Below are 26,013 nucleotides of genomic sequence, written 5' to 3' on the forward strand. Positions count from 1 at the left end.
TAAATTCAAAAAGGGGGAAGTTAAGATGCGTTCCCATCATGCTTCGCTTCACGGGCGGAAAAGCCGGATCTGGGTTCTGATTCTCGGTCTCGTCCTTCTTTCTGCCTGCGGTCGACCGGATTCCGGGCCCCAAGGAGCGTCCGGAACGCCGTCCGCCGCCGATCGGGGAGAACAAAATCAAAGCGTAGCGGACGCCCGGCGCATCCCGGTGACGATCGGCGTCGGAGGACAGGCGACCCTCGTCTACCTGCCGACGACGCTGGCCGAACGGCTCGGTTACTACGCCGAAGAAGGGCTCGATGTGACCATTCAGGACTTTCAGGGCGGCTCCAAAGCGCTGGAGGCGCTCCTCGGCGGCAGCGTCGACGTCGTCTCCGGCTTCTACGACCACACGATCCAGCTGGCGGCTCAGGGACAGAAGTTAAAGGCCTTCGTCACCATGCTGCAGTATCCGGGGATGATCCTCGTCGTCTCCCCGAACACGAAAAAGGACATCAAGACCCTCGCCGATCTGAAAGGGGCCGTCGTCGGCGTCAGCGCCCCCGGATCGTCCACGCATCTGTTCATCAATTATCTTTTGAGCAAAGAAGGCATGAATCCGCAGACGGACATCAGCGTCACGGGGATCGGCCTCTCCGCTTCGGCGATCGCGGCGATGGAAAAAGGCCAGGTGGACGCCGCGGTGCTGCTCGATCCGGCGTACACGGTCCTCAAAAAGCGATACCCCGAGCTTACGATCCTGGCCGATACGAGCACCCCGGAAGGCGTGCAGAAGCTCTTCGGCACGGATTCCTATCCGGCGTCCGTCCTCTACAGCAAAGCGGAATGGATCGAGGCGAACCCCGAAGCGGCCAAACGCCTGGCCCGCGCCATCCAGAAGACGCTCAGGTGGATGCAGGAACACGACGCACAGGCGATTGCCGAGCGGATGCCGCCGGAGTTCTACGGCGACGACCGGGAGACGTATATCGAAGCGCTGTCGCATACGCGTCCGATGTTTTCGCCGGACGGCTTCATGCACCAAAGCGGCGCGGAGGCCGTGAAAAAAGTGCTTTCCGTGTCGATCGAAGACGTCCGGAAGGCCGACGTGGACGTCCAGCAGACGTACACCAATGAATTTCTTTCAAAATGAAGAGCGCGGTCGCGTGAACGACGCGACCGCGTGAGCGACGCGTCCACAAGGAAGCGAACCGCCCGAAAGGAGGGGCCGGCTTGACGGAACGCGTAATGAAGGCCCATCCGCCTCTCGAAGGCGTGCGGGTGCTGGAGCTGGGGACGCTCATCGCCGGGCCGTTCGCCTCGCGCATCCTGGCCGAATTCGGCGCCGAAGTGATCAAAATCGAAGCGCCGTACGGCGGGGATCCTCTTCGCACCTGGCGGCTTCTCTACAACGGCACCTCCTTGTGGTGGTACGTTCAGGCGCGAAACAAGAAATCGGTGACGGTCGATCTGAAATCCGAAAAAGGTCAGGAGATCGTCCGCCGCCTGGTGAAGGAAACAGACATCGTCATCGAAAACTTCCGGCCCGGCACGCTGGAAAAGTGGAATCTCGGATGGGAGACGCTTTCGGCGATCAACCCCAACCTGATCATGGTCCGCGTCTCCGGATACGGCCAGACCGGCCCGTACCGGAACCGTCCGGGGTTCGGCTCGATCGGGGAGGCGATGGGCGGGCTCCGGTACATCACCGGCTACCCCGACCGCCCGCCGGTTCGGGTCGGCATCAGCATCGGCGATTCCATCGCGGCCCTCTACGGCGTCATCGGCGCCCTGATGGCCCTTTATCATCTGCGCGTCAACAAAGGAAAAGGCCAGTACGTGGACGTCGCCCTGTATGAAGCGGTGTTCAGCCTGATGGAAAGCATGCTGCCGGAGTATTCCCTCTTCGGTCACGTGCGAGAGCGCACGGGCAGCGTTCTGCCCGGGATCACCCCCTCGAACACGTACCGGACCCGGGACGGGCAGTATGTCGTCATCGGCGGTAACGCCGACAGCATCTTCAAGCGCCTCATGCGCGCCATCGGCCGGGACGACCTGGCTGACGACCCGGCGCTTTCGACCAACAGCGGCCGCGTGCCACGGGCCGAAGAAATCGACGCGGCCATCGCCGCCTGGACGGAAGCGCGCGATCTGGACGAAGTGCTGGAAGTTCTGGAGGAGGCGGAAGTACCGGCAGGAAAAATCTACAGCATCGCCGACATCGCCCAGGATCCTCACTATCAGGCCCGCGGAATGCTGGAAGAAGCGACGCTGGACGACGGCCGGAAGCTGATGATCCCCGGCATCGTGCCCAAGCTCAGCCTGACCCCCGGAGAGACGAGGTGGCTCGGGCCGAAACTGGGCGCCCATACGGCGGAAGTGCTCACCCGCCTCGGGTATTCGCCGGAAGAGCAGCGAAGGTTAAAGGAAGAAGGCGTTATCTAGAAATATGGGGAACACGGCAGAGAAAGACGATCACCGATTGCCATGGCGCATGCTGGGATGGCTCTTTGTGACCCAGATTGCGGTCGCCTTTGTCGGCCGCAGCCTGGCTCCGCTCGGCCCGAGGATCGCCGAAGATCTGAACCTGACCAAAGCGCAGGTCGGCACGCTGACGGCGGCGGTTTTCCTGGGGCAGTCGCTGACCAGCCTTCCCAGCGGATACCTTGCCGATCGCCTCGGCTCCCGGCGGATGCTCGTCGCGCTCACGCTGCTTCTGGGATTGAGTTTTGCCCTCGCCTCCTTCACGAATCGCTATGCCTGGATCGTCACCCTGACGGCGATCGGCGGGCTGGGATACGGCGCCATGCACCCGACGTCCAACCGGGGCATTCTTTACTGGTTCCCCCTAGAGCGGCGGGGAACGGCCATGGGCCTGAAGCAGATGGGCGTCACGGCCGGATCGGCTCTGGCCGTCATCGTTTTGTTCCCACTGGCGCTTCATGCCGGCTGGCGGGCGGCGTTTCTGGTCGCGGCTTTAACGGTGCTGGTCACCGGTCTCATCGCCACCTGGCATTACCGAGATCCAGAGAAAGGTCAGCACGGTCTTCCTTTCGATCGCGCTTCTGACCCCTCCTTTTCCTGGTCGGCCACCCTCTCCCTTTTTCGCTCCCGTCCCCTTTGGGGCATCAGTTTGGCCGCCCTATTTTTAACCGGAGCGCAGATGAGCCTAACGGCCTATGTGGTCTTTTATGGCCAAGAGCACATGGGGTATCCGCCTTACGCCGCCGGCCTGCTGCTATTTCTCTCCGAAGTCGGCGGCTCGGTTGGAAGGGTCGCCTGGGGCTTCATCAGCGATCGAGCGTTTCGGGGTGATCGATGGCGAGGACTCATGATCATCGCCGTCTCAACGTTCGCGTTGAACGGGGCGCTGGCCCTGCTTCCCGCCAAAACGTCGTTTTACCTTACCGCGTTCATCGTCGGATGGCTCGGGCTCACCGTGGTCGGGTTTAACGGTCTGTGGATGGTACAAGCGGCGGAAAGCGCACCGAAATCGCTGGCCGGACTGGCCAGCGGCCTCAGCTTGAGCATCGGCTCACTCGGGGTCGTCCTGATTCCTCCGGTCTTCGGATGGATCCTCGACCGAACGGGTGGATACCGATGGGCGTGGGGATTTTTGGCCATGCTGGCGCTGATTGCGGGGGCCTGGCTCATATTCGCTAGAAAGTCTCAAAATACCGTATCACTTTAAAGTCTCGGGAGCGGTTCATGAAACGGGAACAAGCGGTTCGCCTCAAATCTGGCGACAAGGCACAGTTTATCTATACGGAACTTCGGCAAGAAATCGTCGAAGGGCGCCTTCCGCCGGGAGCACGGCTGATCGAAGAAAAGCTTGCGGCCCGCTATGGCGTCAGCCGTACCCCGATCCGAGAAGCGCTGACGCTCCTGGAAGCAGACGGATTAATCATTTTGCAGCGAAACAGAGGCGGAGTGGTTAGGAAGTATGACAAAAAAGAGATATACGATATCTACGATCTTCGCTTGCTGATCGAAGGCTACGCCGCCCGACGGGCGGCTCAACGGATCACCGACGCCGATCTGATCGTACTGAAAGGCCTGCTCTCGGAAGCGGAGGAGGTTCTGGACCGGGCCGGTCGTGGATGGATGCCGTGGAACGACGGTCTTCGCCGCCTGGTCGAAAACAACGTGCAGTTTCATCGACTCATCGCCCGAGCCGGCGCCAATACTTTTCTGGAAGGGCTGTGGGAACGGTATACGTTTTTACCTTTTGTATACCGCACGCTACAAGTCTATGGAGAGGAAGGACTGAAAACGTCTCTCCGGCAACATCGCATGCTGATCGAAGCGTTTGTAGCCCGCGATCCGGACATGGCGGAATCGATCATGCGAACCCACCTTTATACCGGCAGGCACGCAATTTTGAACGCGATGTCCGCCTCGCCCCTTTCCGAATCCCAACCGACGCAGGAGGAGGAGCATGATTCAACACATTCGAAGTTATGACGTCGACATCACGCGCCGGTTGAAGGCCTTTTGGAGATCGACGTCACCACCGCCGCCGCCAGAACGAGAAGGAGCGCGACGTAAATCCCGCCCGCGGCAAAACCGTACGCTTTGACGAGCGACGTCGTGATCATCGGTGTCGTTCCCGTCACCAGCCCGTTCCCCATTTGATAGGAGAAGCTGATGCCCGTCGTGCGCGCCAGGGTGGGGAAAAGGCCCGTCAGGTACGACGCCTGGGCGGTGTACACCAGCCCGTGCGAAAGGCCGCCCAAGGCCACCGCGAGCACCAGGAACCACGGGGAAGAAAGCGCAATGACCGCCGAGAGCCCGGTTAGTGTAAGCCCGAAAAGTCCCACATAGACAAAGGTGCGGTTGCTGAACGCTTCGCTCAAAAGCCCGCCCAAGATGACGCCGATGAGTTCGACCACGCCGTAGAGAAGCACGATCTTGATGTAGGCGTCGGTGGAGATGACGCCTTTGGCCATCGCCGTTGCGGGAAGCGTCGTCCAGCTGTAAATGAACCCTGCGCCGACCGCCCCCGTGAGCAAAATGCCCGCGAGCGTCTTAAGCGGGTGGCGGACGATCACCGTCTTCAGCGGATCGGGAAGTTCACCCGCTTCTTTTTTGGCCGCTTCTTTGGCCGCTTCGTATTCGAACGCCTCCGGGAATCGAATGCGAAACATGAGGCCGATGCCGACGAGAACGATGCTGAGAAGAAAGGCGATCCGCCAACCCCACGCTTCCATGGGGCCTTTTCCGAGGAGGGATTCGATTCCCAAAAGCACGACCGCTGCCAAGATGATCCCGCCCGGCACCCCGCTTTGCACGACGATCTGGGCGACGACTTTCCGCTTCGTCGCATCGTAAATGTAGCTGGTCGCCGCTCCCCATTCTCCGCCGACCGCAAGGCCCATGAGAAGACGCAGGAAGACGACGGCGATCGGCGCCCACACACCCCACCGCGCATACGAAGGGATTAGACCGATCAAGGATGTCGAGATCCCGGCGAGGAAAAGCGTCCAGAACAGCGCTTCTCTTCGCCCGCGCCGATCCCCGATATAGCCGAACAAAATGGCCCCGATCGGCCGGATGGCAAAGGCGATGGCATACGTCACATAAACGGCCAGAAGCGCCGCCAGCGGGTCGTCGGAGGGGAAAAAAGCCTTTCCGACATAGGCGCCCCCGATGGCAAACAAAAAAAGGTCATACCATTCAAGAATCGTGCCGGTCATCACGCCCGTCGCAATGGCCGGCGAAAGCCGAGAGGGGGGCGAGGAGGCCTTGGCGCCGTTCATAACCATCCCTCCAAGTTGAACATTGGTTGATCTGATCATGCCCCACCATTACGGGAAAAATACACTTCCGGCCTTCGAAGGGTCAAAGTAGGAATAATCGTTCGGCTTTCCCGAACAACATTTAGGTCGAGGGTGATCTCTCCATACTTTTCACCCGCTCCCATATCCATCATGACCGTTCCATAAGGGTCAACGACCGCCGATCGCCCGGTAAAAACTTTGCTGAATTGGGATGCCATGACCATGTACGAGGTATTTTCAATCGCTCTCGCCCTGGCCAGCGTTAGCAAAGTTTCTTCTTTACATCGGTCCGGAATACCACGCCGCGGGGGTGAGAAACAGTTCGGCCCCTTCTAGCGCCGCCGTTCGATACAGCTCGGGAAATCGAAGATCAAAGCAGATCGAAAGAACGACCTTCGTTTTGCCGATATCGATCACACGAGGCTTCTCATTTCCGGGCATCACATATTCGGACTCCTTGTAATGATAGGCATCATATAAATGAATTTTTCTATAGGTTGCCAAGAGATGACCGTCCGGCCGAATGAGGAATGCGGTGTTATACACTTTAGGCGGATACGGGCTTTTCGTGAGCAACGCCCCGACCAAGTAAACTTTATGGGTCTTGGCCATCTCTTGAAGCGACGTCATAAATGCCCCGTCCAAAGAATCGGCCAGTTGAAACGCTTCTTCAGGAGACAGGTGTTCCAAGTTGAAATTGACATACTCCGGAAGCACGATAAGCTCCGCATCTCGTTTGCTCGACATTAGTTTTCTTATTTTTTCCAAGTTCCGTTCCTTGGCCTGATCGACGCCAAACTGTACAAGCCCGACCGTGAAAGGGTTCATTTGCGTTCTTTCCTTTCTTCACTTTCTTCATATCTTCTCTTCATTTGGTTTCCGGAAGCCCGGGGAGTTTTTGAACAACGTACCGATGCTCTATACGACGACTCAGCACCGGATCGTCCATCACAATTTTAAACGCCTCCCCATATCTCATTTCTCCCCCGAGGGATGAAATGGTACCCGAAAAAACCACCAGCCCTTCCATGGTTATTTTTAATTCCCTTTCGATCTCTTCTATTAAATCTTCCGGACGCAGCAAGGAGCCGAGAGTGTCATCTTGATATAGATCTTCTTTTCCACCCTCCGAAATAAAACTCCGAATTCTAATAGAATCCCAGTGATCGAGCCTTTTTCGCTGTCCGAATCCCTTGGTATTCGGCTCACTTTCACCTTCACAAAACGGTCAATCCCCCACCGAAAAGGTGGGGGCAAACGCTTTCTGGGTCGTTCAGAGCCATGTCGAAAAAGTTGTCTGACAATACTTACCCCACAAAAGAGGAACCCAAAATTTGAACATAAAAAAGCAGGTTGCCGCTCCTTTTGGTAAACTCAAAAGGAGGAGAACCTGCCCAAAGGAGTAGACCTGTATGGCCATTATACCACAAGGCTCCCTGTTTTCGTGGAACGAAATTGCCGGACTCGGCGATCTCGAACGCCTGTCAATAGCGGATTAAAACTCCCCAAAAAAATCGCGTTCGATTCCCCACAAACAGCGGATTCAGTTCCCCAAAATCATCGCGCATCATTCCCCAGACGTATGTTCGATCTACGCGGTCACCTCCTCCTTCAGCGCATGGGTCACCCCGGCGCGCAGCTTGTCCTTCATCCGGTAGCTGTTGCCGCGGATGTTGATGGTGGTGGCGTGGTGCAGGAGCCGGTCGAGCAAGGCAGAGGCCAGCACCTGGTCACCGAAGAGTGTCCCCCAGTTGGTGAAGCTGGTGTTGGACGTGATGATCAGGGAGCCATGCTCGTAGCGCTCCGACACGAGCCGGAAGAAGTTCGCGGCGTCCAAGGCGTCAAGCGGCAAGTAGCCGACTTCGTCGCAGATCAGCAGCTTCGGCTGGGTGTAGATGCGCAGGCGCTTGTCCAGCCGTCCCTCTTGGTACGCCCGTCGCAAGTCAGCGACCAGCTTCTGCATGGTCACGAAGTAGACGCTCATGCGCTGTCGAATCGCCTCCATCCCCAGGGCCACCGCAAGGTGGGTCTTGCCCACCCCCGGCGGTCCCAGGAAGATGACGTTGCTGCCCTCCCGGATGAACGTCAAGCCGGCCAGTTCGCGTATTTGTCGCTCATCGACGGACGGCTGGAACGAGAAATCGAAATCTGCAAGGGTCTTGTGATACGGGAAGTTGGCCATGCGGAGTCTGGCGTGCATGTAACGGCTGTATCGCTCCTCCTGCTCAGCATCCAGCAGTCTGTGCAGGAACTCCGCATAGGTCGCCTGGTGCCCCGCTGCCCACTCCACGCACGCCGGCAGCACCGCCGCGGCGCGCTTCAATCCCAGCTCCAGCAGCTGCTCCTCGGCCTTGGCCAAAACCAACGCCTCACTCATTGCCCCTGACCTCCCATCGCGATCTGCTCATAGACGGACAGCTCCCGCTGCTCCACGTCCGGCCCGATTTGCAACCCTGGCACCTTGCCTCGATCCGGATGAGGCGTCCCAGCCGGGATGCCCTTGAAGTGCTCAGGGTCGGTTGAGACCTGGTGCCTGCCTGTGAGCACGCGGTGTTCGGCAATGACCTGCCCGCCGTACTCGATCTGCAGGCGGCCTGACTCAAACTCCCGGACCAGCACGGTGTGCCCCACATACCGCCATGGAACGGTGTACATGTTCGTGTTCCAGGAGATGCGACAATCGCTCATGACCTTGCGCATATCGGCGTACGCCAGCGTGTACCGGCTCTTAGGCAGGGGCTTAAGCGTCTCGGCCTGAAACCGCACCACCGGCTGCTCCCGCGTCGTGCCGTGGATGCGCACATTAGCCACCGTATCCCGCCAGATGGCACCTTGCCGGTTCAGGTCGTCATGGTCCACGAACGAAACCGGCCAGAAGCTGGACCGGATATACCCGATGGGCCGTTCAATCTTCCCTTTGGTGCGACTTCGGTAGGGCTTACAGGCCTTGGGCACGAATCCGTAGTACTTGGCGAAGTCCATGTACGCCGGCTGCCAGTCGACGTGTCCATGACCGTCGTTGGCCACGACCAGCGGGGAGCAGTTGTCGCTGAGCATGACCTTTGGAACCCCGCCGAAGAACTCCAGCGCGTTCCGGAGCGCCTGGAGGATATGCCGTTGGTCCGCCGCTCTGATAAACTCCAGGTAGAGCATGCGGGAGTAGGCGAGGACCATGGCAAAGCACCATACCTTGCGCCGATGGCCCTGCGGATCCAGGTAGGGGAATGCGCCCAGGTCGATTTGCGCTTGTTCCCCCGGAGCCGTCTCAAACCGCACGGTTGCCTTGGCAGAGACAACCGGGCGGAGAGGGTGCATGAACTCGCGCAGTACGGTAATTCCGCCGGTATATCCCTGCTCCCGGATCTCGCGAAAGATTCGCTCCGCATTGAGGACGCCGATACGCATGCGCTGCTCCACATAGGCCTTGTACGGCTCCAGCTTGTGGCCTTTCACCCTACGGCTGCGCGACTTCACCCTCCCCTCCTCCTGCTGCCTCGGCTCACTCACAGCCTTGCGGATGGTTTTGCGGTCATGGCCGTATCTTCTGGCCAGTTCCGAGATGCTGACGCCCTCCTCATACAGCTTCCTGATCTCCATCTTCTCACTCTCCCTCATCACCGGCACCTCCCCAAAAGTGATGGCAGGTGCCATAGTTCGACACAGGGGTGGGGAATTCATCCCGATGATTTTGAGGAAATCATGCCGGTGATTTTGGGGAATCTTTATCCGCTGCTATTGGGGATTTTACATCCGATGTTGACACGCCTGAGGCTTGTCCTTGAACATCTCCCGGACGAAGCGCTCATGCAAAAACTGGAGAAAGCCCGCGGCAGGGGCCGGGACGATTATCCCGTGCGGGCCATGTGGAATGCGTATATCGCCCTCGTCGTGTTCCAGCACCCGAGCGTCGAATCCCTGCGACGCGAACTGAGCCGAAACGGACAGTTGCGCTGGCTTTTGGGCTTTGGTGACCATGTGCCAAGTGCCGCGGCCTTCAGTCGCTTCTGGAAACGGATTGAAGCCCATGAAGCCGAGCTGGAGTCCCTCTTTGTCGCGCTCCAGCAAGCTGTGGCCGCGTACCTTCCCGACTACGGCAAGCGCCTGGCCCTAGACAGCAAAGCCATCCGGTCGTACGCGCGCTACCGGCCGAAAAACACCGCACCCGACGGGCGGCGAGACAGAGATGCGGATTATGGGTTTAAGACGGTGCACGACCGCGAGGGAAACGCGACAAAGCTCCGGTGGTTTGGATACAAGCTGCATCTCATCGTCGACAGCACTCATGAACTGCCGGTGGTCTACACCGTGACCCCCGCCTCAAAAGCCGATGTCGCCACAGCCCATGCCCTTTTGGACAAGCTGCAAGCAAAACGTCCAGAAGTGCTCACGCGTGCCGAAGTGCTTGTGGCGGACAAAGGCTATGACGACTCAAAACTTATCATGCGCCTGTGGGACGAACACCGCATCCGACCGGTGATCGACATTCGGGCAAGCTGGCGGGACGGTGAGGCAACGCGGCTTTTTGAGGGGCAAACAAACGTGGTGTATGACAACAAAGGCCGCGTGTTCTGCGTGTGTCCGGAAACGGGGACCATGCGGACCATGGCCGAAGGAGGCTTTGAAGAGAAGCGCGGAACGCTGAAAAAGCGGTGTCCGGCCAGGGCCTACGGCCTCTCCTGTGCCGGAGTGGCCCGGTGCCCCGTGGCGAGAGGATGGCGCATTCGGATGGACGTGGATCGGCGTTTGTTTCCGCCGATTGCGCGCGGGAGCGCGAGATGGGTGCGAGAGTACCGCAAACGCACGGCGGTGGAGCGCGTGTTTTCCCGTCTGGATACGATGTACGGCTTTGAGACGCACACCATCCGAGGGCTGAAGAAGATGCGCGTGCGGGTGGGGTTTGCGCTGGTGGTCATGCTGGGGATGGCGCTTGGACGTCTGCGCGAGGGATGGTCGGGGAAATTGAGGAGTTTTGTGCAGGTAGCGTAGTGAAGGAAAAGAAGGATAGATTTGTTTACCTTTTTTCCGTGGATTGGAAAAAGGGAGGTGGAGTATTGTCTTTTTTATTAAAAACACGGGGAATATATGCATGAAAACCAATCTTGTTTAAAGAAAGAATCGTGGAATCCCCCAAAACTGAAGATGGCCTGATGCAGGTCAGACCGAGATACAGGCACAGCGAAAAAAGCTCGTGATCTTTAACGTCTTCATACCGCCATACTTTTCGAGGTATGATGTTAGGGTACATCTGCTTGCTCTTCCGAACGCTGTATTTTTCAAGATCTCTGTCCGTATGATCACTTCCCACCGTGACGTATAAAATCTCCTTGTCGACGAAAAGCACATACTCCACTTCTCCGTTTGTCGCGTCATCGAGAACTTGTATTTTGTCATCGACTTTCAACCGATCCCGTGAAACCGGATATAACATCGGAACCTGCGGTGGCCTTTGAACGCCTATTTTTTCAAGCTCTTCAATATGATTCATAACTTCACTTGTATTTCTACCGCTGAATCCACCGAGAACCAGATGTTGAACTTGAAAGGCCACGGATTCAGTTGACCCGTTTTTGTTAATCACTTCTAGAAGGCCGGTGAAAAACCCCATCGTTTTGAAGGAAAACTGGACTCATGGATCGAATTCATTCCATCAAAGCAAGCAAGCATTCCTTTCCCAAAAAGGAGATTCAAACATGCGGCCTCGACGATTGACTTCCCATCAACCCAAATTGTTTCAGCATATTGATATGGAAGCCCTCGTGCCACAAAATCACATCCTTCGCCAAATCGATCGCGTCCTGGACTTCTCTGCGATCCATGAGTGGGTCGCCCCGCTTTATTCGGAACGCGCCGGACGTCCGGCCGTCGATCCGGAACTCGTCATGCGGATCATCTTACTGTCTTACCTCTTCAATCACTCTGAGCGGGAACTCTTTCAAACGCTCCCCATGCACGCCGGTTATTTGTGGTTCTTAGGGCTCGATTTTGAGTCCGTACTTCACCCGGAGGCCGGGGGTCCGCGGCTTCCGGATCGTACGACCGTGGTCAAAACACGGAAACTTTGGCGCAGGCACGGCATTTTTGAGAAAGCCATGCGCCATGTGGTGGATCAGTGCATCGCCGCAGGGCTCGTTCAGCCGGAAGTGCATGTCGCGGTGGACGGTACGCTTGTCCGAGCCAATGCTTCCATCCACAGTTTAAAGCCCATCGCGCCGGTCCCCGTGGAGTCGCTTGACGCTTATCTGGCCCGGCTGGAGGAAGAAGATCGCTCGTTTTCCGACGGCGGAGACGAAGACGACTCCTCTCCGTCTGACCCCCATCCTCCCGATCCGGGCCCGAACCTTTCATCCCCCGGCTCCCCTTCGGCTTCGTCGGGAAGGCCACCCAAGAAGCCGGGCGATTTTCGGGGGGAGCGGTTTTCCAACCGGACCCACCGGAGCATGACCGATCCGGATGCCCGCCTTTATCGAAAGAGCTCCGGCCAAGAAGCCCATTTGCGTTATCTCATTCATCATACGGTGGACACCCGCTCCTCCGTCATCTTGCGGACCCAGGCCAAGATCATCACGGGCACTGCGGAACGAGAGGCCGCCATCGAAGCTCTGCTGCACATCCGGCGTGAGCACCCCTCTCTTCGCATTCAAAGCGTCTCCGGAGACGGTGGATATGCCGATACGGAAACGCTCGATCGGCTTTTGAAGATGGACGTCGTTCCCCTCATTCCCGTGCGATCGCTTCAAAAAGAAGCGCTCCCCGGGTGGCGCCGAGCCGTTCGGGATCCGGAGAAAGCACGCCAAAGATGGAGCAAGATCAAGGCGGTGCTCGTGCGGAACAAAGTGCGTCGCCTGAATGGTCAAACGCATTACCGAGCCATTCGGAAACGACGCGTTGTCATTGAACGCCTTTTTGCCGAAGGCAAAGAGCAGCACGGCTTAAGCCGTGCTCGAAGCCGTGGCTTGGAAGCGATGCAAGAGCAAGCCATCCTGACGGCCGTGGTGCAGAATCTCAAACGATTAAGCCGGTATGTGCGGAAGCGCCCACAGACCGGGAGTTTCGTGTGCCTCAAACCGGCATACGAAAGGCTCACAAGGGGAGCGGCCGCATTTTTGACGGTTCTATTCGTTATGACATCACACCTCGTCAGGCGAAGATGGTCGATCCAGTGGACTTAATTCACCAGCCTTCTAGATGAATTACCATATGCATCCCTCCTCATTTAATCGGGACTTCCCTTGGGTTATTTCGTCTGTTTTCACCCTTCGCCATGCTTTTAAAGCCGTATCATTAAAAGGCCGGTTAAAAATAATTCGTTTTAACTTTCCCGAAAGGAGATCAAACATCATCGGATGAAGATGGGAGATCAAGTAGACTTAATTCATCCTTCTTTTAACTATAATCTTTTAGTAATGCCGCGTCAAGTGATGTAATTTCACCGTTTGCGTCTACTTTGGTGATGTCGCTGGCCGAGATCCCCACCGCGCCTTATGCTGCACCTGCAGGATGGCGCCCATTGAGCATCGCTCATTACGAGTCTGACGCCTCGTAGGCCACGCTGCTTCAGGCCCTGTTTGAAAGCGATGTCCGACGTTCTCCCTTCCGGCTGAAGCCATGAAAAAAGCGCCCGCACGACGGGCGCTTTTGATTATCTTCCCCGGCTTCGCTGCGGTTGTGGCGGGAGACGCAGCATCCGCCGGATCGGATGGAAGGAACGGTGCACGAGCTCCAAAACGTCCGCCAAAACGACGAGGACGAAACCGGCGGCGACGAGGACGGCCGCCTCGATCCACACCGTCGCCCGGGAGAAGAGGATCGCGCTCAGGCCGAAAAAGGCGCTGAGACCGTAGATCGCGAGCACCGCCTGCCGGTGCGAAAGCCCGACGGCCAGGAGGGCGTGATGGAGGTGGCGCTTGTCCGGCGCGGCGATCGACTGGCCGTTTAACATCCGCCGCACGATGGCGAACAGCGTGTCCGACAGGGGCACCGCCAGCACGAGGAGCGGGACGATGAAGGAAGTCAAGGCCACCTGCTTGAAGCCGAGAAGGGCCATGACGGCCATCATGTAGCCGAGAAAGAGGGAGCCGGAGTCGCCCATGAAAATCTTGGCCGGATGAAAGTTAAAAATGAGGAAGGCGGCGAGGCTGCCGACGAGGGCCGCGGCCATGAGCGCCGCCGGGACGTTGCCGAGCTGGAGGGAGAGGACGAACATCGTCGCCGCCGCGATCGCCGTCACCCCGGCGGCCAGGCCGTCCAGGCCGTCGATGAGGTTGATCGCGTTCGTCACGCCGACGATCCAGAAAAGCGTGATCGGAACGGCCAGAAGGCCGAACTCCAGCGTCTTCTCCGCGGCAAACGGCAGATGGATGAACTCCATGCGGATGCCGGCGGCGATGACGACGGCCGCGGCGAGCATCTGCCCGATAAGCTTAACGAGCGGCGAGAGGCCGAAACGATCGTCGAGCGCACCGGTGAGGACGACGATTACGCCGCCCAGAAGCGCGGCGCCGATCTCCGCAAAACCGGCCGAAAGCCACCCGACCCCCGCCAGAAAGCCGAGGAAAATGGCCAGCCCGCCAAGCCGCGGCATGACCCCCCGATGGACCTTCCGCGCGTCCGGCACGTCCACCGCGCCGACGGCAAACGCCAGCCGGCGCACCAGCGGCGTGGCGACGAACGTCACGCCGAAGGCGATTGCGGCGAGCGCAAGGTAATACAGCACGCCTTCTCTCTCCTTTTGGCTTAAGTCCGGTTCTCGTCTGAAGTTCAGTTCCTCAGTTCGAAGCCCGGATCCCCCTGTCCCGAATGCCGCTTCTCATGGGCCCAACCCGGTTTCGAGCGTTGGGAGCCATGTTCTTTTTAACCCCTCTCAAGGACTCCCCCGCCCCGGCTCCTCCCGCGCCAGGCCGAGGCGCACGGCGACCGCGAGCAGCGCAAAGCGCGGCAGGGCCGCCATCCGCCGGGCGCGCCACGGTTCTTCTTTGAGGCGCCACAACCATTCTAGCCCAAGGCGCTGCCAGCGTAAAGGCGCGCGGCGGACGGCGCCGCCGAGGACGTCGAAGCTCCCGCCGACGCCCATCGCGAGGGCCGCGGAAAGCCGGGGGCGATGCCGGGCAATCCACGCCTCCTGCCGGGGAGCGCCGAGCCCGACGAAGAGGAGCGCCGGGCGGAAGGCGGCGATCTGCTCCAGGACGGCCGCTTCCTCCTCCGGGGTAAAATAACCGTGATGGCCGTCCAGGACGAGTTTCGGATGCCGGCGCCGTACGGCCGCCATCGCCCGCGGGAGCACCTCGGGCCGGGCACCGAGGAAAAAGACCGGCCAGCCCGCCGCCGCGGCCCGCTCGAGGAGGGCCTCCATGAGGTCGATGCCCGCAACCCGCCCCGGAAGCGGCCGGTCGAGCAGCCGGGCGGCGAGGACGACGCCGATGCCGTCGGCGACGACGACGTCCGCCTGCCGGAGGACGCTGAGAACTTGGGCGTCCTCCCGGGCGCGGATGAGCATCTCGGCGTTCACCGTGGCCACGAAAAGCGGCCCGGCCGTGCCCGCCGTCCGGCGGGTCGCCGCCTCTTTGGCCAAAAAATCCGCCGCCGCTTCCAGCGAAAGCGCCGCAAACGACAGGCCGAAAAGGGGGACGACCGGCGGCTTTCCCTCCGTCGGCATGGGAACCCGGCTCCTTACGTTCTCCATTCTCCGCTTGCTTTGCCGAAACCGGGTCGGTATAATCGTTGTTGAGATCGATCCTCAATTTCAATCATTCATCTCTACCTTCTCTTTTCCACCATCTCTTTTTTGCCATTCCAACTCTTTTCCATCATTCCAAGTCCAAGGGGGTTCGATCGACGTGCATCTCAGGTCCGTTTCGGCGGCGGCCCGACCGCTCGCCCTCTTCCTCCTCGTCTTTTCTTTCGTTCTTCTTGCCGCCTGCGGGCAGGCGACCGGCGGCCCCGCCGGAGGCGATGCCGCCCGGTCGGAGGGCGCGGCGGCCGGAAGCGAAAACGCCGGCACCGACGCGGCGGCAGGAGGCGAAGGGTCGGCCGGCAAAGCGGCCGCCGAACCGCCGGTCGTCCACGTCTATACCGCCCGGCACTACGACGCCGACCAGGCGCTCTTCGACGATTTTACCAAAGAGACGGGGATCGAGGTCAAGGTCGTCTCCGGCAAGGCCGAGGAGCTCATCGAGCGGATCGCCCGGGAAGGAGACGCGACCGAAGCGGACGTCTTCATCACCGTCGACGGCGGCGTGCTGAACCGGGCCAAGGAACGGGGCATCCTCGCGCCCATCGACGACGAGGCGATCCTCCAAAACGTCCCGGCCGAGCTCCGGGACCGGGAGAACGCCTGGGTCGGGCTCGCCACCCGGGCGCGGGTCATCGTCTACGCCAAAGATCGCGTCAAGCCGGACGATCTCTCGACGTACGAGGCGCTCACCGACCCGAAGTGGCGCGGCAAGGTGCTCGTCCGCTCCTCGACGAGCCTCTACAACCAGTCGCTCCTCGCGTCGTTCATCGCCTTAAACGGCCGCGACTGGGCGAAGCGATGGGCCGAGGGAATGGTGAAAAACTTTGCCCGCCCGCCGGAAGGAAACGACCGCGACCAGATGAAGGCCATCGCCGCCGGCGTCGGCGACGTCGCGCTCGTGAACACGTACTACGTCGGGCTGCTCCTCACCTCCGAAGATCCGAAGGAGCGGGAAGTCGGCGCGAAGATCGGCGTCTTCTTCCCCGATCAGACGGGCCACGGCACCCACATCAACGTAAGCGGCGCCGGGCTGGTCAAAGGGGCCAAGCACCCGGAAAACGCGAAGAAGCTCCTCGCGTACCTCACGAGCGTCCCGGCGCAGGAGAAGCTCGCCGCGCTCAACTTCGAGTATCCGGCGAACCCCAAGGCCCGCTGGCCGGAGCTCCTCGAATCGTGGGGCCGGTTCAAGCCGCAGACGCTCGACTTTGCCGACCTCGGGCGGTACAATGAAGAGGCGGTGAAGATCTTCGCCGAAGTCGGATGGAAGTGACTTTCTCCCTCCCCCTAAAGGGGAAGGGCTTCCTGGCGGCAGGAACTCCTGCCGGGTTACACCGAAGGCTTCACGCCTCCGGAGGGGACCGTCACTGAAGTCCCGACTACGTCAGGTACCGGGCTTAAGCCCCGGCCCTTGACGATACGTGTACAAAGCGGTTATGCCGCCTGTCCCAGCGCCAGTGCCGGATCGTGTGGAAAGACACCGGACCGGGTACACCGACGACGTTTTCGGCAAGCCGGAACTTGAGCAGGTTGCCGGCGCCGTTCAGATCCGCCTGCAAAGAGAAGCCACATCGCCTGCACTTCCAGTGCCCGCGATGTCTTCTCGACGACGGGTCTCGCCGGCCGCAGGCGTAGCAGGTCGATGACGTGTACTTTTCGGGAAGAAAGATCGTCCGAATCCCGCGCATGAGGTTTTTGTACCCCTGCTGGGAGCCGAGGCGATCGTAGGCCATCTGGTTGATCTTCTGGTTGGCCTTCTTCCCTTTCATCCCGGTTCCGGCGGAGCGGCGAAGGCCGGTCAGATCGCCGAGGACACTGACGGCGATGCCTTCTTTCCGGTCGAGTTCGGCCAGCGCTTTCGTCAGGACGTGCTCCATGTGCCGGTTCCGGCGATCGAGCTTTTCAAGCACCCGGGCTTTGGCCGCCTGAAGCCGGCGCCGGCGCCGCGATCCTTCCCTGAGGCGGCTCATCTTCGCCTGAAATTCCGCCAGCACTTTGTTCCGGTACTGGATCTGGGCCAGGAGTTCGCGGCCGACGAAAAGATCCAGCACACCGGCGGAGGTCGCCCGGGCAAGCATGGCCGCGTTGTAGTCGTACGCCGCGACGGGCCCCGTCTCAGGACGGACCGGCACGACCCCGAAATCGAAGGTCACGTGGAGGATCAGGTTTTCCACCTTCCGGCGACGGACGATCGCCTTCACCTTGACCTCGACCGGGGTGCCGGTCACGCTCCGTCCGTCCGGCAGGACGATGACGTTCCATCCCGCAGGCAGCGGAACCGAAACGGGGTCTTTTCCCCGCGATCGCTTCAGCCCAAGGCCGTCCGGTCGGACGTCAAAGCCCTGCTTTTTCCAGGTGACCGTCCGAAGATGCTTCTTTGGCTTGAAATCCGGCGGACGCATTTCCTCGTGCCCGTTTTCCCGGTGCTTCCGGTAGCCGGAGACGGCCTCAAAGTACTCTTCCACGACCGCCTGAGCCGACTGGGAGTGGAGTTCTTTCCAGACCTTGAAGAACTTGAATTTCGCCTTCAACTCTCCTTCGTTCGGCCACCGGTTTTCTTTTTCCCGGATCTCCCGCGAATGCCAGACGCACGAATTCCAGATCCGGTTGGCCGCCTGCATGATCGGTTCGAACTCCGGCAGGCGGTCGGGTCCGATCGGAAACTGCCGGGTGAGCAGCAGCCGATCGGGATGGGAGGCGGAACTCCAGGCCATGCCTTACACCTCCTTTCAGTCCAAGGCAAGGATACCGAAATTCGCACAAACGTTCAAGCGCCGCTTTCATCCCGCCCCCTGAAGGAGGCGGGTCTTCCCGCGGCGTACTATAAGACTATAAAATCTCGGATGGAAATCAAAATGGGAGTTCGCTGGGGACTTTTGGCCGCCGCCGTGACGGCGATCTTTATCGCTCCGGCGGCGCCTTTGATTCGGAGCCTCCTCGCCCCGCCGAGCGAACACTGGGCGTTCATCGTCCGGCACTGGCTCCTCGCCGATGCGCTGACGACGCTCGCGCTGGCAGGAATCACGGCGGGGCTCGCGGCGGGGCTCGGCACCGGCCTCGCGTGGCTGTATACGGCGTACGATTTTCCCTTCCGGCGGGGACTCGGCCGGCTGGCGCCGCTTTCGCTGGCGGTGCCGCCGTACATCGCGGCGTTTTTATACGTCGATTTTCTCAGCTTCACCGGACCGGTGCAGTCGTTTTTGCGGGACGGTCTGGGCCTTCCGCCCCAGGCGGCGTACGTGCATCTGCCGCCGGCGGCGCTCGCCGTCGGCCTGTACACGCTGTTTTTGTTTCCGTACGTGTATTGGTTCGTCCTCGGGGATCTGGCGCGGCAGGACGGGGCGGTGATCGAAAGCGCCCGGCTGCTCGGGGCGGGACCGGGACGGACGTTCGTGCGGGTGGTCGTGCCGATGAGCCGCCGGGCGATCGTCGCCGGAGCCTTTTTCGTCGCTTTCGAGGTGCTGGGGGACTACGGGCTCGCCGCCTACCTCGGCCTGGGGACGCTGTCGACGGGAATCTTTCGGGCGTGGTATCAGCTGGGGGATCTCCGGTCGGCGGAGCGGATCGCGGCGGGGTTTTTGCTTCTCCTCTTCGGGCTCGTCCTCGCGGAGCGGGCCCTCGGGCGAAAGCGACTTCCGTCGGTCCCCCGCCCCCGGCCGATCCGCCCGGTCCCCCTTCCCGGATGGAGGGCCGCCGGGGCGGTCGCCGCGTTTTTGTTCCCGATCGCGTTCGGCGTCCTGGTGCCCCTTTACGAGCTCGGGCGGCTGCTCCGGTTTGCCGTCCAGGCCGGGACGGTCGGGAGCGTCGTCGCGCCGCTTCGCCATACGCTGGCGCTCACCGTCCTCGGGGCGGTGGGGATCGTCGCGCTGGGAACGCTCCTCAGCGTCGTCGGCCGGCACGGTCCGGGGCGGTGGACGGCCGCGTTTCCCCGGATCTTTCTCGCGGCGTACGCGGTGCCGGGGGCGGTGATCGCCATCGGGGTGCTGGGACTGGCGGTGCCGCTTCGGGCGCACCTGCCGCCGGCGATCGGGGCTTTTTTGTTCGGGACGCCGCTTCTCGTTCTGTACGCGTACCACACCCGCTACCTCGCCGTCGGGGTGGAGGCGATCGGATCGGCCGGGGCCCGGCTCGGCCGGCGCACCGTCGAGGCGGCGCGACTCCTCGGCGCCGGCCCGCTTCAGGCCATCTGGAGGGTGGAGTTCCCGCAGCTCCGGCCGGCCATGGGGTCGGCGGCGCTCGTCGCCGCGGTGGAGCTGGCCAAGGAGCTGCCGCTTACGCTCCTTCTCCGGCCGTTTGACTTTGAGACGCTGGCGACGGCGGCCTTCCGGTACGCCGCCGACGAGCGGCTGCCGCAGGCGGCGCTGCCGAGCCTCGTCATCGTCGGGCTGGCGATGGCGGCGACGCTCGGCTTAAGAAGCGGAGCCGGGGCAAAGCCGCCGGAGGCGCGGGGAGGCCGGGAGGAGGACGGCGACGGGGCGGGGCCGGCGCGATAAACGCGATCCTCGATCCACGTGAAGGGACGCCCTCAGGAGGAGGCAAAAACAGTGTCCGCTTCAGCAGGACGGCAGAATGGGCGGGGATGGGCGACAAAATGGACCGGACGGGCGTAAGATGCGGCCGGTCGGCCTCCCGGATCGGCAGGGCGGGCGTTCGGATCGTCCGGACGGGCGTTCGGATCGGCAGGGCGGACGCTCGGAGGGGCAGGGCGGGCGCCAGGCGGGGCATCGGGCGGAGGGATGAAGGATGACGGACGTCGCGGCGGGCGAAGCGTTCCTCGCGGTCAACGATCTCGCCTTTCGTTACGGAAAAGGGCCGTGGGTGCTGGAGGGCCTTTCTTTTTCTGTGGCCAAGGGCCGGATCGTGGCGGTGAGCGGGCCGAGCGGCCGGGGCAAGACGACGCTGCTTCGTCTCATCGCCGGGCTCGAGCGGCCGACCCGGGGAACGATCGTCCTGGACGGGCTCGTCCTGAGCACGCCGCGGCGGGTGATCCCGCCGGAGCGCCGGGGCGTCGGCATGGTGTTTCAGGATTATGCGCTTTTTCCGCACCTTTCGGTGGCGGAAAACATCGCCTTCGGCCTGTTCCGCCGGCCGCGCCCGGAGCGGGCGGCGCGGGTGCGGGAGCTTCTCCGGCTGGTCCGGCTGGAAGGAAAGGAAGAGCGATATCCGCACGAACTGTCCGGCGGGGAGCAGCAGCGGGTGGCGCTCGCCCGGGCGCTGGCGCCGGCGCCGAAGCTTCTCCTCATGGACGAGCCGTTTTCCAACCTCGACGGGGCGCTTAAGGCGGAGCTCATCGCCGATGTGAGCCGGCTTCTCCGGGAGCTGGGGATGACGGCCCTCGTCGTCACCCACGATTCGGACGATGCGGCGGCGGTCGCCGATGAAGCGCTCCGGCTCGGAGCGCCATAACAAGAGTCGATCTGAAGCGCCTGGAAGAAGGCGCTTTATTTTTGGCATGAGCGGCATGCGACTCAGGGACGGCATGAGCGGTCTGAACGACCGGCGCGACTTGAGCGACCTCAAGGACCGGCGCGCCATCGGCGGCGCGTCACGGCCTTTTGAGGCGCGTCGCAAAAAAGAGGCCGAGTTCGTAGAGGGCGATGAGCGGAAGCGCGGCCAGGATGTGGGTGAGGACGTCCGGCGGGGTGATCATCGAGGCGATGACGTAGAGGAAGAAATAGACGTACTTGCGGATTCTTTTCAGGACGTCGAGGCGGACGACGTTCGCGGAAACGAGGACGACGATGACGAGCGGCAGCTCGAAAAAAAGGGCGATCGGCAGGGCGAGCCCGACGAGAAAGCTGAAGTATTCGGCGGCGCCGAAAAGCGGCGTGATGCCGAGCTGACCGGACAGGCGCAGGATGAAGCGGAGGATGAGCGGAAAAAGGCCCAAGCCGGCAAAGGCGAGGCCGGCGAGAAAGAGGCCGCTTGCGATGAGCCACGTCGTCCGGATGGAGAAAGGAAAGCCGGGCAGGCGATCGGGGCCGGACGGCCCCCCTCCGGCGTCGGACTCCCCCGGGTTCGGGGTTTGGGGGGTTGGAGGAAGGAAGAGTTCGCGAAGCAGCCGAAAGACGGCGAAGACGAAGGCGGGAAAGGTAACGGCGGCGGCAAACAGGGCCGCGACGCGGATGAGCATGGCGAGACCGTCGGTGAGGTTGAAGGCGACGACGGTGACCGACGGGAGGATGAGGAGGCGGAAGACGAACGGCGCCACGCCGAGTCCGACGAGCCAGGCGCCCAAAAAGAGAAAGACGACCGGCCGGAGCCGCCGGGCGATGCGGTCGCCGTGCTCGACGTACAGGCGCACCAGGCGGCGGGCCAGGGTTTGCGGTTCGATCTGAAGCATGGGGGACCCCTCCGTCGTCCGCCGATCCGTCTCGGGTCATCTTGCGGTCCGTGAGAACCCGCCTTGAGTCATTCTACCATACGGGCCGGGATGCGATCCGACCACGGACTGCCCGGTTGCCCGGCCGCGAACGCCCGTCTTTACGGTTTCTTTACGCTTTTTTAATCGATCATTTACAACCTTTTTACCGAAGATTAACCTTTCGCTTGTCCGCGTCTGTTACGATCGGGAGTGTCCGCCTTGCTTGACCATGACGGGATGGAGGAGGGAAAAGCGGTGCGGTCGGAAGAGGCCGTCCGCGAGGGGGTCGCCTCCAAGACGCTCTCACCTCCGCTCGAGGGATCGGCGCCGGAGCGAGCGCCGACACCGGCGGCGCCGGATGAGGCCAGGCCGGCCCCGACGCCGGCAGCGATCCCCCCACAGGCGAGTCCGGCGCTGATGCCGACGGGAAGCCCATCACAGGCGGGCTCGACTTCGCCGACCGCGGTGCCGCCGCAGGCGCGACCGATCTCGTCGCAGAAGGCGGCCCCGGCACAGGCGGGTCAGGTCCGAACGCCGGGCACGGAGCCGGCAAGCGGACGGGCAGAGCGGCCCGTCACGGTGTCGGCAGGCGACCGAACGCCTCGACAAGGCGCGCTGCCAGCAAGCGACCGAACGCCTCAGCAAGACGCGCTATCGGCAAGCGAGCGGACGGATGGGCAAGACGCGCGGTCGACAAGCGAACGGACGAATCGGCCAGTCGCGCCGTCGACAAGCGGCGGGGCGAGCCGGCGCGTCTCAATGCCAGGGAACGACCGGACGGGACGGCCGAACGCGGCTGCGATCGCCGGGAAAAGCAAGCGGGTCGGACTCGGCCTCCGGCTCGGCGAGGCGGGCACGGCGTTTTTGTTCCTGGTGCCATCCCTCGTGATCTTTGCCGCCTTCTGGTTCTATCCGCTCGCCGCCTCGATCGTCTTGAGCCTGCACCTGACGGATCCCCGGGGGCGGATGACGGCGTTTGTCGGGCTGGAGAACTTCCGGACGGTGCTCACCGATCCGTATTTTCTCGAAAGCCTCAAGACGACGGCGCTCTTTACCCTTTTTACGGTGCCGCCGACGATCGGGCTGGCGCTTTTGGCGGCGTTTTTCACCCACGTGATCCGGCGCGGGAAGGGCGCCGTCCGCTGGATGTTCGCCCTGCCGATGGCCTTTTCCGTCGGCACGGCGTCGGTCGTATGGGGGCTCCTGTTTAACCCGTCGGTCGGCCTCCTGAATGCCCTCCTGGGTCGGTTCGGTCTCGGACCCGTTTTCTGGTTGAGCGAGCCGGGCTGGGCGCTTTTTTCGGTGAGCCTCGTCACCGTGTGGCTCGGCTTCGGCTTCGCCTACGTCGTCCTCCTCGGCGGGATGGCGACGATCCCGGTAGAGATCGAAGAAAGCGCCCGCCTGGACGGCGCCGGGCTCGGGACGCGGTTTTTCCGCATCGTGCTGCCGCTTGTCTCGCCGCAGCTTTTTTTCCTCGCCGTCGTGTCGGTGATCGGGGCGCTTCAGGCCTTCGGGCAGATTCACCTCCTCACCCAGGGGGGGCCGATGAACGCGACGAACGTCTACGTGTACAATCTCTACCTCGAAGCGTTCCGGAACTACCGCTTCGGCACCGCCTCCGCCATGGCGCTTCTTCTCTTCGGCCTCGTGCTGGGGCTGACCCTTCTTCAGTTCCGCCGGCTGGAAAGGCGGGTGCACTACCGGTGACGAACGCGGAACGGCTCGTCGTCGGGACGGGGCTTTTGGCCCTTCTCGGTTTCGTCCTGTTTCCGATCGTCTTCACCGTCGCGACGTCCCTCATGTCGCCGGAGGAGATGCTGTCGGGCCATCCCCACCTCCTGCCTGAGCAGCCGACCCTCGCCAACTACGCCCGCGCCCTCGCGGGGGCGCCGCTTTTGCGTTTCATAGAAAACAGCTTCCTCGTCTCGGCGGCGGTGACGGCCGGACAGCTCGTCACGGCGAGCCTCGCGGCGTACGCTTTCGTCTTCCTTCGCTTCCCCGGCCGGACGGCCTTCTTTTTCATCGTGCTGGCGACGATGATGATTCCGTGGGAAGTGACGCTCATCCCGAACTACCTGACGATGGTCCGGCTCGACTGGCTCGACACGTATCAGGGACTCATCGTTCCGTTTCTTGCCGGCGCCTTCGGGATTTTCCTACTGCGGCAGGCGTTTCTCCAGATTCCGATGGAGGTGGTCGAGGCGGCGAAGATCGACGGGGCATCGCACTTCTGGACGTTTGCCCGCGTCGTCGTGCCGATGGCCCGGCCGGGGCTTCTCACCCTCGGGGCGTACACGTTTCTTACGACGTGGAACATGTACCTCTGGCCGCTCATCCTCACGAACGATGAGGCGATGCGGACGGTGCAGATCGGCGTCGGGATGCTGATGTTTCAGGAGTTTACCGAGTGGAACACGGTGCTGGCCGGCATCGTGATCGTCCTTCTCCCGAGCGTGATCGCCCTCGCGCTCGGGCTCCGCTTCCTCATCGGGGGCCTGGGCGCCGGCGCGTTGAAGGGATGAGGGGGTGCCCCCGGGAACCGCCGGCCATCGAATCGTCGGACGGGCGAACGCCAAAGCGCGCCAAGAGGGTGAGAGACGGAACGCCGTTAACCGCTTAATCTGCGTTATTCGCCGAACGCAGATCCAAACGCAGCTCTAAACGCAGAACCAAGCGAAAGGAGCGTTCATCATGCCTCGCTTGTGGTCCGTTCTTCGGGTTCGCCGCTCCCTCACCCTCGCGGGATGGGCCGTCCTCATCGCCGCCCTCGTCGGCTGCGGGGCAAAACCGACCGCCACGTCGGGTGACGCCGCTGCCCCCAAAACCGACGGCGCCGGATCGAGCTCCGCCCCGGACGCCGGGGCCGGCGGCGCGGGCGAAAAGAAGCCGATCGAGATCGTCTGGTGGCACGCGATGAGCGGTCCCCTCGGCGAGGCGGTGAACGCCCTCGTCGACGAGTTCAACAAGACGCATTCCGACATCCAGGTGAAGGCCGTCTTCCAGGGGAACTATGACGAGGAACTGACGAAACTCAAGGCGGCCCTCGGGACGAAAAACGCGCCGCACCTCGTCCAGGTGTACGAGATCGGGAGCCGCTTCATGCTGGACTCCGGCGCCGTCGAGCCAATGCAGACGTGGATCGATCGGGATCACTTCGACATGAGCGACTTCGAGGAAAACATCCTCGGCTACTACACCTTCGACGGGAAGCTCTACTCGATGCCCTTCAACACGTCGAACCCGATCCTCTACTACAACAAAAATCTTTTCCGGGAGGCCGGCCTCGATCCGGACAAGCCGCCCCGGACGTTTGAAGAGGTGGCGGCGGCGGCGAAGAAACTGACGAAAGACGGCCGCTACGGCGCGTCGTTTGCCATCTACGGCTGGTTTATGGAGCAGTTTTTCGCCAACCAGGGGGCGCTCCTCGTGAACAACGGGAACGGCCGGGACGGCCTCGCGACGGAGTCGCTTCTAAACGGCGAAGCCGGCGTGAAGACACTCACCTGGTGGAAGGGCATGATCGACGACGGGTCGATGCTCAACCTCGGCCGGAAGACGAGCGACACGCAGCAGGCGTTCGCCGCCGGCAAGGTGGCGATGACCCTCGATTCGACGGCGGCCCTTCGGGGCATCCTGAACGCAGTCGGCGACAAGTTCGAGGTCGGCACCGGCTTCCTCCCGCGGCCGGCGGACGCGAAGGACGGCGGAGTCATCATCGGCGGGGCGAGCCTCTGGATGCTGAAGGACAAGCCGGAAGAAGAGAAAAAGGCGGCCTGGGAGTTCATCAAGTTCGTCGTCTCGCCGAAGATGCAGGCGCTCTGGCACGTGAATACCGGCTACTTCCCGGTGACGAAGGCGGCGTATGATGAGGCGATCGTCCAGGAAAACATGCAAAAGTACCCGCAATTCAAGACGGCGGTCGACCAGCTCCACGCCACGCCGCTCAACCGCGCCACCCAGGGCGCCGTCATCGGCGTCTTCCCCGAGGCGCGACAGATCACCGAGCGGGCGATGGAAGAAGCCCTGAGCGGGAAAAAGCCGATCCAGGAAGCGCTCGATCAGGCGGCCAAAGAGATCACGGAAAAGATCCAGCAGTACAATCGTTCAATAGGAAAGTAGATCGGATTGGAAAAGTAGATCGGAAAGGAAACCGCCGCACGAAC

22 protein-coding genes and 1 pseudogene are annotated in these 26,013 nt (G+C 61.7%); 12 read left to right on the forward strand and 11 right to left on the reverse strand.

From position 1 onward, the window contains the following. Nucleotides 1–25 precede the first annotated feature (25 nt). From K2M58_RS11715 to K2M58_RS11730, 4 genes are all read left to right on the forward strand, one after another. Entirely contained in the window at nt 26–1,132 is a 1,107-nt protein-coding gene (locus tag K2M58_RS11715) for an ABC transporter substrate-binding protein (RefSeq protein ID WP_220677689.1), read from the forward strand. A gap of 80 nt (nt 1,133–1,212) precedes the next feature. Beyond that, complete coding sequence (locus tag K2M58_RS11720; RefSeq protein ID WP_354667518.1) at nt 1,213–2,424, forward strand: CaiB/BaiF CoA transferase family protein; 1,212 nt, start codon at nt 1,213–1,215, stop codon at nt 2,422–2,424. Between the two features lie 49 nt (nt 2,425–2,473). Beyond that, a complete protein-coding gene (locus K2M58_RS11725) occupies nt 2,474–3,670 on the forward strand; it encodes an MFS transporter (protein ID WP_220677690.1) in 1,197 nt (398 codons plus the stop codon). A 17-nt stretch (nt 3,671–3,687) separates the two neighbouring features. Beyond that, the gene (locus K2M58_RS11730) at nt 3,688–4,443 is read left to right on the forward strand and encodes a GntR family transcriptional regulator (protein WP_220677691.1); all 756 of its coding nucleotides are present in this window, start codon (nt 3,688–3,690) and stop codon (nt 4,441–4,443) included. A gap of 8 nt (nt 4,444–4,451) precedes the next feature. On the opposite strand, the gene K2M58_RS11735 is transcribed toward K2M58_RS11730, so the two are convergent. The 6 genes and pseudogenes from K2M58_RS11735 to istA all read right to left on the reverse strand — a co-directional run bounded on the left by K2M58_RS11735 (nt 4,452) and on the right by istA (nt 9,410). Beyond that, nucleotides 4,452–5,738, reverse strand: coding sequence for an MFS transporter (locus K2M58_RS11735; protein WP_220677692.1), 1,287 nt, complete (start codon nt 5,736–5,738; stop codon nt 4,452–4,454). Between the two features lie 35 nt (nt 5,739–5,773). Further along, entirely contained in the window at nt 5,774–6,028 is a 255-nt protein-coding gene (locus K2M58_RS11740; protein WP_220677693.1) for a nitrilase-related carbon-nitrogen hydrolase, read from the reverse strand. A 10-nt stretch (nt 6,029–6,038) separates the two neighbouring features. Then, complete coding sequence (locus K2M58_RS11745; protein WP_220677694.1) at nt 6,039–6,587, reverse strand: nitrilase-related carbon-nitrogen hydrolase; 549 nt, start codon at nt 6,585–6,587, stop codon at nt 6,039–6,041. 40 nt (nt 6,588–6,627) lie between these two features. Then, nucleotides 6,628–6,915: pseudogene (locus tag K2M58_RS13050) on the reverse strand (DUF2848 family protein); the annotation flags it as partial. A 435-nt stretch (nt 6,916–7,350) separates the two neighbouring features. After that, a complete protein-coding gene (gene istB, locus K2M58_RS11755) occupies nt 7,351–8,136 on the reverse strand; it encodes an IS21-like element helper ATPase IstB (protein WP_220676869.1) in 786 nt (261 codons plus the stop codon). Next, nucleotides 8,133–9,410, reverse strand: a complete 1,278-nt coding sequence (istA, locus tag K2M58_RS11760) for an IS21 family transposase (RefSeq protein WP_252393391.1) — start codon at nt 9,408–9,410, stop codon at nt 8,133–8,135. Before istA ends, istB begins: the two co-directional genes overlap by 4 nt. Nucleotides 9,411–9,464: 54 nt before the next feature. Between istA and K2M58_RS11765 the strand changes: the two genes are divergently transcribed. Continuing rightward, nucleotides 9,465–10,745, forward strand: coding sequence for a transposase (locus K2M58_RS11765; RefSeq protein ID WP_252393479.1), 1,281 nt, complete (start codon nt 9,465–9,467; stop codon nt 10,743–10,745). Nucleotides 10,746–10,770: 25 nt separating this feature from the next. Here the strand turns inward: K2M58_RS11765 and K2M58_RS11770 are convergent, their stop codons facing one another. After that, the gene (locus K2M58_RS11770; protein WP_220677696.1) at nt 10,771–11,307 is read right to left on the reverse strand and encodes a DUF2848 family protein; all 537 of its coding nucleotides are present in this window, start codon (nt 11,305–11,307) and stop codon (nt 10,771–10,773) included. Nucleotides 11,308–11,449: 142 nt separating this feature from the next. Between K2M58_RS11770 and K2M58_RS11775 the strand changes: the two genes are divergently transcribed. Next, the gene (locus tag K2M58_RS11775) at nt 11,450–12,928 is read left to right on the forward strand and encodes a transposase (RefSeq protein WP_220677697.1); all 1,479 of its coding nucleotides are present in this window, start codon (nt 11,450–11,452) and stop codon (nt 12,926–12,928) included. Nucleotides 12,929–13,398: 470 nt separating this feature from the next. Here the strand turns inward: K2M58_RS11775 and K2M58_RS11780 are convergent, their stop codons facing one another. Together K2M58_RS11780 and K2M58_RS11785 are read right to left on the reverse strand one after the other, a co-directional pair. Beyond that, nucleotides 13,399–14,472 carry a glycosyltransferase family 4 protein gene (locus K2M58_RS11780; RefSeq protein WP_252393480.1) on the reverse strand — a complete coding sequence of 358 codons (1,074 nt, stop codon included), beginning with the start codon at nt 14,470–14,472 and terminating at the stop codon, nt 13,399–13,401. Between the two features lie 147 nt (nt 14,473–14,619). After that, nucleotides 14,620–15,411 carry a WecB/TagA/CpsF family glycosyltransferase gene (locus tag K2M58_RS11785; protein ID WP_220677698.1) on the reverse strand — a complete coding sequence of 264 codons (792 nt, stop codon included), beginning with the start codon at nt 15,409–15,411 and terminating at the stop codon, nt 14,620–14,622. 181 nt (nt 15,412–15,592) lie between these two features. On the opposite strand from K2M58_RS11785, the gene K2M58_RS11790 reads away from it, so the two are divergent. Further along, the gene (locus K2M58_RS11790; protein WP_252393481.1) at nt 15,593–16,759 is read left to right on the forward strand and encodes a Fe(3+) ABC transporter substrate-binding protein; all 1,167 of its coding nucleotides are present in this window, start codon (nt 15,593–15,595) and stop codon (nt 16,757–16,759) included. A 124-nt stretch (nt 16,760–16,883) separates the two neighbouring features. Here K2M58_RS11790 and K2M58_RS11795 read toward each other — a convergent pair whose 3' ends face one another. Beyond that, nucleotides 16,884–18,200, reverse strand: coding sequence for an RNA-guided endonuclease InsQ/TnpB family protein (locus K2M58_RS11795; protein WP_220677700.1), 1,317 nt, complete (start codon nt 18,198–18,200; stop codon nt 16,884–16,886). A 141-nt stretch (nt 18,201–18,341) separates the two neighbouring features. Between K2M58_RS11795 and K2M58_RS11800 the strand changes: the two genes are divergently transcribed. Both K2M58_RS11800 and K2M58_RS11805 read left to right on the forward strand, forming a co-directional pair. Next, a complete protein-coding gene (locus K2M58_RS11800) occupies nt 18,342–19,979 on the forward strand; it encodes an ABC transporter permease (protein WP_220677701.1) in 1,638 nt (545 codons plus the stop codon). 250 nt (nt 19,980–20,229) lie between these two features. Then, nucleotides 20,230–20,892, forward strand: coding sequence for an ABC transporter ATP-binding protein (locus K2M58_RS11805; RefSeq protein WP_066201646.1), 663 nt, complete (start codon nt 20,230–20,232; stop codon nt 20,890–20,892). A 139-nt stretch (nt 20,893–21,031) separates the two neighbouring features. Here the strand turns inward: K2M58_RS11805 and K2M58_RS11810 are convergent, their stop codons facing one another. Beyond that, complete coding sequence (locus K2M58_RS11810) at nt 21,032–21,829, reverse strand: twin-arginine translocase subunit TatC (RefSeq protein ID WP_220677702.1); 798 nt, start codon at nt 21,827–21,829, stop codon at nt 21,032–21,034. 780 nt (nt 21,830–22,609) lie between these two features. On the opposite strand from K2M58_RS11810, the gene K2M58_RS11815 reads away from it, so the two are divergent. From K2M58_RS11815 to K2M58_RS11825, 3 genes are all read left to right on the forward strand, one after another. Next, nucleotides 22,610–23,557, forward strand: a complete 948-nt coding sequence (locus tag K2M58_RS11815; protein WP_220677703.1) for a carbohydrate ABC transporter permease — start codon at nt 22,610–22,612, stop codon at nt 23,555–23,557. Continuing rightward, complete coding sequence (locus K2M58_RS11820) at nt 23,554–24,372, forward strand: carbohydrate ABC transporter permease (RefSeq protein WP_066201638.1); 819 nt, start codon at nt 23,554–23,556, stop codon at nt 24,370–24,372. The genes K2M58_RS11815 and K2M58_RS11820 overlap by 4 nt, the downstream gene beginning before the upstream one ends. A gap of 169 nt (nt 24,373–24,541) precedes the next feature. Continuing rightward, nucleotides 24,542–25,969, forward strand: coding sequence for an ABC transporter substrate-binding protein (locus tag K2M58_RS11825; RefSeq protein WP_220677704.1), 1,428 nt, complete (start codon nt 24,542–24,544; stop codon nt 25,967–25,969). Nucleotides 25,970–26,013: the final 44 nt, after the last annotated feature.

This window comes from Hydrogenibacillus sp. N12, assembly GCF_019645935.1.
Classification (GTDB): domain Bacteria; phylum Bacillota; class Bacilli; order Thermicanales; family DSM-22653; genus Hydrogenibacillus; species Hydrogenibacillus schlegelii.